Consider the following 7,294-nt stretch of genomic DNA (forward strand, 5'->3'; position numbering starts at 1 on the left):
CCGAAGTCGGAACCTTGGTTCCGCCCATAGAGTCCAGTTATTAGCCAGCTACTCAAAACAGGGCTAGGTTTAATGCTCTGCCCGTCCCCTCAGTCCGTAGCCGTGCGGACTCAAAGGAGTGATCGTAATGCCGTCCCTCGATAGTCTGAAGTCATTGAAAACCCTACAAATCGACGCCACGACCTACCATTATTTCAGCCTGCCGGAAGCCGCCAAAAGCCTGGGCGACCTCGACAAGCTGCCGATGTCGTTGAAGGTCCTGCTGGAAAACCTGCTGCGCTGGGAAGACGAAAAAACCGTGACCGGCGCCGATCTAAGGGCCATCGCCGCCTGGCTCAAGGAGCGCCGCTCCGATCGCGAAATCCAGTACCGCCCGGCCCGTGTATTGATGCAGGATTTTACCGGCGTCCCTGCCGTGGTCGACCTCGCCGCCATGCGTGCGGCGATGGCCAAGGCCGGTGGCGACCCGCAACGAATCAATCCGTTGTCGCCGGTGGATCTGGTGATCGACCACTCGGTAATGGTCGACAAGTTTGGCAGCGCCAGTGCCTTCGAACAGAACGTCGACATTGAAATGCAACGCAACGGCGAGCGCTATGCCTTCCTGCGCTGGGGCCAGAGTGCGTTCGATAACTTCAGCGTGGTACCGCCGGGCACCGGCATCTGCCATCAGGTCAACCTCGAATACCTCGGCCGCACCGTCTGGACCAAAGATGAGGATGGCCGCACTTACGCGTTCCCCGACACGCTGGTCGGGACTGACTCCCACACCACCATGATCAACGGCCTCGGCGTACTCGGCTGGGGCGTTGGCGGGATTGAAGCGGAAGCGGCGATGCTCGGGCAACCGGTGTCGATGCTGATTCCGGAAGTGATCGGCTTCAAACTTACCGGCAAGCTCAAGGAAGGCATCACCGCGACCGACCTGGTGCTGACCGTGACGCAGATGCTGCGCAAGAAAGGCGTGGTCGGCAAATTCGTCGAATTCTACGGCGACGGCCTCGCCGACCTGCCGTTGGCCGACCGTGCGACCATCGCCAACATGGCTCCGGAATACGGTGCGACGTGCGGCTTCTTCCCGGTCGACGATGTCACCCTGGAATACCTGCGCCTGTCCGGCCGTCCGCCAGAAGTGGTGAAACTGGTCGAGGCCTACACCAAGGCTCAAGGCCTGTGGCGTCTGCCGGGTCAGGAGCCGGTGTTCACCGACAGCCTGGCTTTGGACATGGGCAGCGTCGAGGCCAGTCTGGCCGGGCCGAAACGCCCGCAGGATCGCGTCTCGCTGCCGAACGTCGCGCAGGCCTTCAGTGATTTCATCGACCTGCAATTCAAACCCACCAGCAAGGAAGAAGGACGCCTGGAAAGCGAGGGCGGTGGCGGCGTGGCGGTGGGCAACGCCGATCTGGTGGGCGAAGCGGACTACGAATACGAGGGCAAGACCTATCGCCTGAAAAACGGCGCCGTGGTCATCGCCGCGATCACTTCCTGCACCAACACTTCCAACCCGAGCGTGATGATGGCGGCCGGGCTGCTGGCGAAAAAAGCCGTCGAGAAAGGTCTGACGCGCAAGCCGTGGGTCAAAAGCTCACTCGCGCCCGGCTCGAAAGTCGTCACCGACTATTACAAGGCTGCCGGGCTGACTCAGTACCTTGATCAGCTCGGGTTCTCCCTTGTCGGCTATGGCTGCACCACCTGCATCGGCAACTCGGGGCCACTGCCGGAGCCGATCGAGAAGGCCATTCAGAAAGCCGATCTGACCGTCGCGTCAGTACTGTCCGGCAACCGCAACTTCGAAGGCCGGGTGCACCCGCTGGTGAAAACCAACTGGCTGGCCTCGCCGCCGCTGGTCGTCGCCTATGCATTGGCTGGCAGCGTGCGCACGGATATCAGCAGCGAACCGCTGGGTGAGGATCAGCAAGGCAATCCGGTGTATCTGCGCGATATCTGGCCAAGCAGCCGGGAAATCGCCGAGGCGGTGAATCAGGTCAACACGGCAATGTTCCACAAGGAATATGCCGAAGTGTTCGCCGGTGATGAGCAGTGGCAAGCCATTGAGGTGCCGCAAGCGGCGACTTACGTGTGGCAGGACGATTCGACCTACATTCAGCATCCACCTTTCTTCGACGATATTTCCGGCCCTTTGCCGGAAGTCAAAGACGTCAAAGGCGCGCGGGTACTGGCCTTGCTCGGTGATTCGGTAACCACCGACCACATCTCCCCCGCCGGCAATATCAAGATCGACAGCCCGGCCGGGCGTTATCTGCAGGAAAAAGGCGTCGAGCCGCGTGATTTCAACTCCTATGGCTCACGTCGCGGTAATCACGAAGTGATGATGCGCGGGACCTTTGCCAATATTCGTATCCGCAATGAGATGCTCGGGGGCGAGGAAGGCGGCAACACGATCTACATACCCAGCGGGGAAAAACTGGCCATCTATGATGCGGCCATGAAGTACCAGGCTTCGGGCACGCCACTGGTGGTGATTGCCGGCCAGGAATATGGCACCGGGTCAAGCCGTGACTGGGCGGCGAAAGGTACCAATCTTCTGGGGGTCAAAGCCGTGATTGCGGAAAGTTTCGAGCGTATTCACCGCTCCAATCTGGTCGGCATGGGTGTGCTGCCGTTGCAGTTCAAGCTTGACCAGAATCGCAAGAGTCTCAATCTGACTGGCAAGGAAACATTCGAGATTCAGGGGCTGAGCGGTGTCGAGTTGACGCCGCGGATGAATCTGCCTCTGGTGATTACTCGCGAGGATGGGCGTCAGGAGAAGATTGAAGTCTTGTGCCGGATTGATACGTTGAACGAAGTCGAGTACTTCAAATCGGGGGGGATTCTGCATTATGTGTTGCGGCAGTTGATTGCTTCGTAAGGAGCAACATTTGTGAAGCTGCCCCTGGCTGCGATTTTTTGACTTTGGCTTTCAAGAGCAAGATCAAAACATCGCAGCCTTCGGCAGCTCCTACGTACAGACGAAAAAAAACCCGCCGAAGCGGGTTTTTCCCAAGACCATTATCGACTCCCTGTCGGCAGCGATCCTTGCAAATGGTCGATCATCCATGATCCTGAAACACTCCCTGTGTCTCAGTTGATGTGTGTAGATTACCCAGTGGATCCAATCAGCAATAGTCGTAAAAGCTACCAACGCGTGTAAGACATTCGCCATACAAACACTTCCGAAAACCCTTAGACCTGTCAGGCACTACCGCTTTCACGGGCCTTGGCGCTTTCGACGAGGAACTGTTCAAGCCTGCTCAATTGTTCCTCCCAGCCGCGACTGTCCATGTAATACGCCTCTTTCTGGCGAATATCGGGAATGTGCGCAAAGCCCGACTCCGAGACCTTGAGCAGAGTGCCGTCCTCGAAGTCCTGCAATTCGAACTTGACCAGCGTGGTCGGCTCTTGCGAGTAGTCGATTTTCGGGTTGACCGCGTACGGGTGCCAGCGGAAGGAAAACAACTGCTGCGGCTCGACCCGCTCGATCAGCACATTCCACAATACGTGCTCATAACCGGGGTACGTAACCTGCCCCTGTGTCCATTCGCCGGCGATGAACCGCCGGCCCTCCAGCGCCACGCCGAACCACTGGCCAAAGGCCTCGGCATCGACAAGTGCACGCCAGACATGGGAACGCGACGCCTTGAGCGTGATTTTGCGTTCGAAACTGTTGGGTACTGGTTTCATACGTCACCTCATGTTCTGAACACTAGGCTTGTATGACCACGTGTCCAATGCGAAGTTGTATCGAAGCGCTGCAACCACGCAATCCTGCGGACACATCCTGCCGTAGTTTTCGCTCTGTGATCAGCGCTGCCCGACCTGTTATCTTTCCAGCGAATCCGCAGAAACAAGGACGAATCATGCAGCCTTCTCTTGCCGATCGTTATCGCGGCGCCCTCCTCGGCCTGGCTTGCGGCGATGCGGTCGGCACAACGGTGGAGTTTCAACCGCGAGGATCCTTCCGACCGCTGAGTGATATGGTCGGCGGAGGTCCATTCCAGCTCAAACCCGAGCAATGGACGGACGACACCTCAATGGCACTCTGTCTGGCCGAGAGCCTGCTGAGCAAAAACGGCTTCGATGCGGCTGATCAGATGGGCCGCTATCTCAACTGGTGGAAATGGGGATACCTCAGTTCTACCGGTGAATGTTTCGATATCGGCATGACCGTGAGCCAGGCGCTGGAACAGTACCAGACAACCGGGGACCCTTTTGCGGGTTCCACTGACCCTCTTACCGCTGGCAACGGTTCGCTGATGCGATTGGCGCCCGTCGTGCTGTTCTATTTTCCCGACATTCGACAGATCCAGACCTTTGCTGCCGATAGTTCGCGCACAACCCATGCGGCGCCGGAGGCAATCGAGTGCTGCCAATTGCTGGCTGATCTGATCGCGAGAGCGCTGGAGGGTGCGGAGAAAACACAGCTTCGCCGGTCACCACTGTCAGAGCTTTCCCAGCCCAAGGTGGTTGCGATCGCACGGGGTGAGTACCTCGATAAAGCGGAAACTGAAATCAAAGGCAGCGGCTATAGCGTCCAATCACTGGAAGCCGCTTTGTGGTGCTTTCATCACACGCAGAGCTACGCTGACGCTGTACTCAAGGCAGCCAATCTCGGTGATGATGCGGATACTACGGCTGCTATCGTGGGTCAGTTGGCCGGCGCTTACTACGGCGTTCGGGCGATTCCTGAGCACTGGCTGGAGCGGCTGCATGAAGGCGAAGAAATCGCAGCCACTGCGGATCGCCTGCTTGAGGCCTCCAGGTTACGTGCGTAACAATCGCTACACTGTTTTGCTCTTTCCACTCGATACAGCGAGAACCTAATGTCAGTGCGCCTGCTCCTGGCCCTTGCGCCTTTTTTATTTTCCCCATTTGCCCACGCCGCCGTTGATTGCTCCAACGCCAACGATCAGGCGACGATGAATCAATGCGCGGGGCAAGCCTTCAAAGCGGCAGACAAGGAACTGAATACGCTCTATCAGCAGATCACCGGACGCCTGAAGGACAACCCGGACGGCAAGAAGCTGCTGGTCAACGCGCAACGGGCGTGGATCGGCTTTCGGGATGCCGAGTGCAAGTTTTCGGCATCAGGGGTGACGGGCGGGAGCGTTTATCCATTGATTTACAGCGATTGCCTGACGGGCATTACCAAGACGCGTGTCGAGGCGTTCAAGCAATATCTGCAATGTGAGGAAGGCGACATGAGTTGCCCGGTACCCGGTGCGTAATTACAGGCTCCGCTCGCGGGAGCCTGTACTGGGAAGCCATTACGCCTCAGACATGAGGATCGCCGGGGGCTTTGCTCGGCGCGGCGTATTGCGGTTTGAGGTGCCCATCCTGATCGAGTAACCAAGCGTCCATGATCTGCCGGACCACTGGCCCGGCAACTCGCCCTCCAGCCTCGCCGTTCTCGATCATTACCGAAATGGCGATCTTTGGATGCTCTGCCGGTGCGAATCCAACGAACAAAGCATTGTCGCGGTGGCGCTCGAGGGTTTTCTCACGGTTATAGCGCTCACCCTGTTTGATCGCCACCACTTGCGCCGTACCACTTTTGCCGGCGATTCGATATTGCGCGCCCGCAGCGGCCGCTCGGGCAATACCGCGAGCATCGTGCATGACCATCTGCATACCGTGGTTGACCTGCTCCCAATCACGCGGATCCTTGAGCAGGATGTTCGGCATCGGGTGCTCGTCAACCGGCGCTACGCCGTCGACCGACTTGGCCAAATGCGGCCGATTCCATATTCCTTTGTTGGCAATCAGTGCAGTGGCTTGGGCCAATTGCAGTGGCGTGACCTGCATATAGCCTTGGCCGATGCCGAGAATAACGGTTTCACCGGGATACCAAGCCTGTCGCCGCGTCGCGCGTTTCCAGGCTTGCGACGGCATCAGACCGGGCGATTCTTCAAACATGTCCAGCGAGACTTTTTCACCGAGACCAAACATCGCCATGTAGTCGTGCAGACGATCGATGCCAAGCTTGTGCGCCAAGTCGTAGAAGTAAGTGTCGTTGGAGCGCATGATCGCCGCGTCCATATCCACCCAGCCGTCACCGCTGTGGTTCCAGTTACGGTACTTGTGATCGAAGTCCGGTAGTTGGTAATAGCCAGGGTCGAATACGCGGGTTTGCGGAGTCACGACGCCTGCGTCCAGACCTGCGATGGCAACTTCCGGTTTGATCGTCGAGCCTGGAGCATACAGGCCGCGCAACACGCGGTTGAACAGCGGCCGGTCGATGGAATCACGTAGCGCCGAGTATTCTTTCGAACTGATACCAGTGACGAACAGATTCGGATCGAAGCTCGGGTTGCTGACCATGGCCAGCACTTCTCCCGTGGACGGATCAAGAGCCACCACGGATCCACGACGGTCGCCCAAAGCGGCTTCGGCGGCTTCCTGCAGTTTCACATCGAGGCTGAGGACGATGTTTTTGCCTGGCACCGGGTCGGTGTGCTTGAGCACCCGCAGCACTCGGCCTTGAGCATTGGTTTCGACCTCTTCGTAACCGACATGGCCATGCAGCTGCGCTTCATAGAAGCGCTCGATACCGGTTTTACCGATGGATTGCGTACCACGGTATTCAACGGAGTCGAGAGTTTTCGATTCCTTTTCATTGATCCGACCGACGTAACCGATCGAGTGGGCGAAATGCTTTCCGAGGGGATAGTGCCGGACAAACTGCGGTTCGACATCAAGGCCCGGCAGACGGAATTCGTTGACCGCCAGGACGGCGATCTGCTCTTCCGTCAGCTCATAAAACAGGGTGACCGGTGTGAACGGATGCCGGGATTGCTTCATCGCCCTGTCGAATACCGAGCGATCTTCGGCAGGCAGATGCAGCAAGTTGATGACTTCGTCCAGCTCCTGATTGACATCAGTTGCACGCTCACGAGTGATGGTGAGGTTGTAGCTGGGGCGGTTGTCGGCGAGAAGTACACCGTTGCGGTCATAGATCAATCCGCGCGTCGGCGGTATCGGCAGGACATGGACACGGTTGTTTTCGGAGATGGTCGAGTGGTAGTCGAACTCCACCACTTGGAGGATATACAGGCGTACCACCAGAGCACAGCTGATGGCGAAGACGAACAGAGCACAGGCAATCAAGCGTTTGTTGACTAGCCGCGTTTCTTTTTCATGGTCCTTGATCGGAATTGGTTCAGGCATTTCTACAGCAACTCTTTGACATAAATGAGTGCCGATCCGTGGGCAGGACATCAGTCCGTTAAAAAACGAGCTGCACCATACCAAAACTGGCCGTCCACTTCAGGATGAATTTACCCCGGTGGCGCTCTGA

Annotated in this window: 5 protein-coding genes; 3 read left to right on the forward strand and 2 right to left on the reverse strand. The window is 57.7% G+C overall.

Going from position 1 to position 7,294, the window contains the following annotated elements; genetic code table 11:
- Positions 1 to 127 precede the first annotated feature (127 nt).
- Positions 128 to 2,869, forward strand: coding sequence for an aconitate hydratase AcnA (acnA, locus tag GXB78_RS24785; RefSeq protein ID WP_329517396.1), 2,742 nt, complete (start codon positions 128 to 130; stop codon positions 2,867 to 2,869).
- A gap of 323 nt (positions 2,870 to 3,192) precedes the next feature.
- On the opposite strand, the gene GXB78_RS24790 is transcribed toward acnA, so the two are convergent.
- Positions 3,193 to 3,681, reverse strand: coding sequence for an SRPBCC family protein (locus tag GXB78_RS24790; protein WP_329517397.1), 489 nt, complete (start codon positions 3,679 to 3,681; stop codon positions 3,193 to 3,195).
- 176 nt (positions 3,682 to 3,857) lie between these two features.
- On the opposite strand from GXB78_RS24790, the gene GXB78_RS24795 reads away from it, so the two are divergent.
- Both GXB78_RS24795 and GXB78_RS24800 read left to right on the forward strand, forming a co-directional pair.
- Positions 3,858 to 4,772 (forward strand): ADP-ribosylglycohydrolase family protein, encoded by a 915-nt coding sequence (locus tag GXB78_RS24795; RefSeq protein ID WP_329517398.1) that lies wholly within the window; start codon positions 3,858 to 3,860, stop codon positions 4,770 to 4,772.
- A 48-nt stretch (positions 4,773 to 4,820) separates the two neighbouring features.
- Positions 4,821 to 5,225 (forward strand): lysozyme inhibitor LprI family protein, encoded by a 405-nt coding sequence (locus GXB78_RS24800; protein ID WP_329517399.1) that lies wholly within the window; start codon positions 4,821 to 4,823, stop codon positions 5,223 to 5,225.
- A 46-nt stretch (positions 5,226 to 5,271) separates the two neighbouring features.
- Here GXB78_RS24800 and mrdA read toward each other — a convergent pair whose 3' ends face one another.
- The gene (gene mrdA / locus GXB78_RS24805) at positions 5,272 to 7,164 is read right to left on the reverse strand and encodes a penicillin-binding protein 2 (protein ID WP_329517400.1); all 1,893 of its coding nucleotides are present in this window, start codon (positions 7,162 to 7,164) and stop codon (positions 5,272 to 5,274) included.
- Positions 7,165 to 7,294 lie beyond the last annotated feature (130 nt).

Source organism: Pseudomonas moraviensis subsp. stanleyae (assembly GCF_036283065.1).
Taxonomy (GTDB): domain Bacteria; phylum Pseudomonadota; class Gammaproteobacteria; order Pseudomonadales; family Pseudomonadaceae; genus Aquipseudomonas; species Aquipseudomonas stanleyae.

Bases quoted from the DNA above. Each gene is read 5' to 3' on its own strand.
- acnA (WP_329517396.1), top strand. From the start codon at position 128: ATGCCGTCCCTCGATAGTCTGAAGTCATTGAAAACCCTACAAATCGAC.
- GXB78_RS24790 (WP_329517397.1), bottom strand. From the start codon at position 3,681: ATGAAACCAGTACCCAACAGTTTCGAACGCAAAATCACGCTCAAGGCG.
- GXB78_RS24795 (WP_329517398.1), top strand. From the start codon at position 3,858: ATGCAGCCTTCTCTTGCCGATCGTTATCGCGGCGCCCTCCTCGGCCTG.
- GXB78_RS24800 (WP_329517399.1), top strand. From the start codon at position 4,821: ATGTCAGTGCGCCTGCTCCTGGCCCTTGCGCCTTTTTTATTTTCCCCA.
- mrdA (WP_329517400.1), bottom strand. From the start codon at position 7,164: ATGCCTGAACCAATTCCGATCAAGGACCATGAAAAAGAAACGCGGCTA.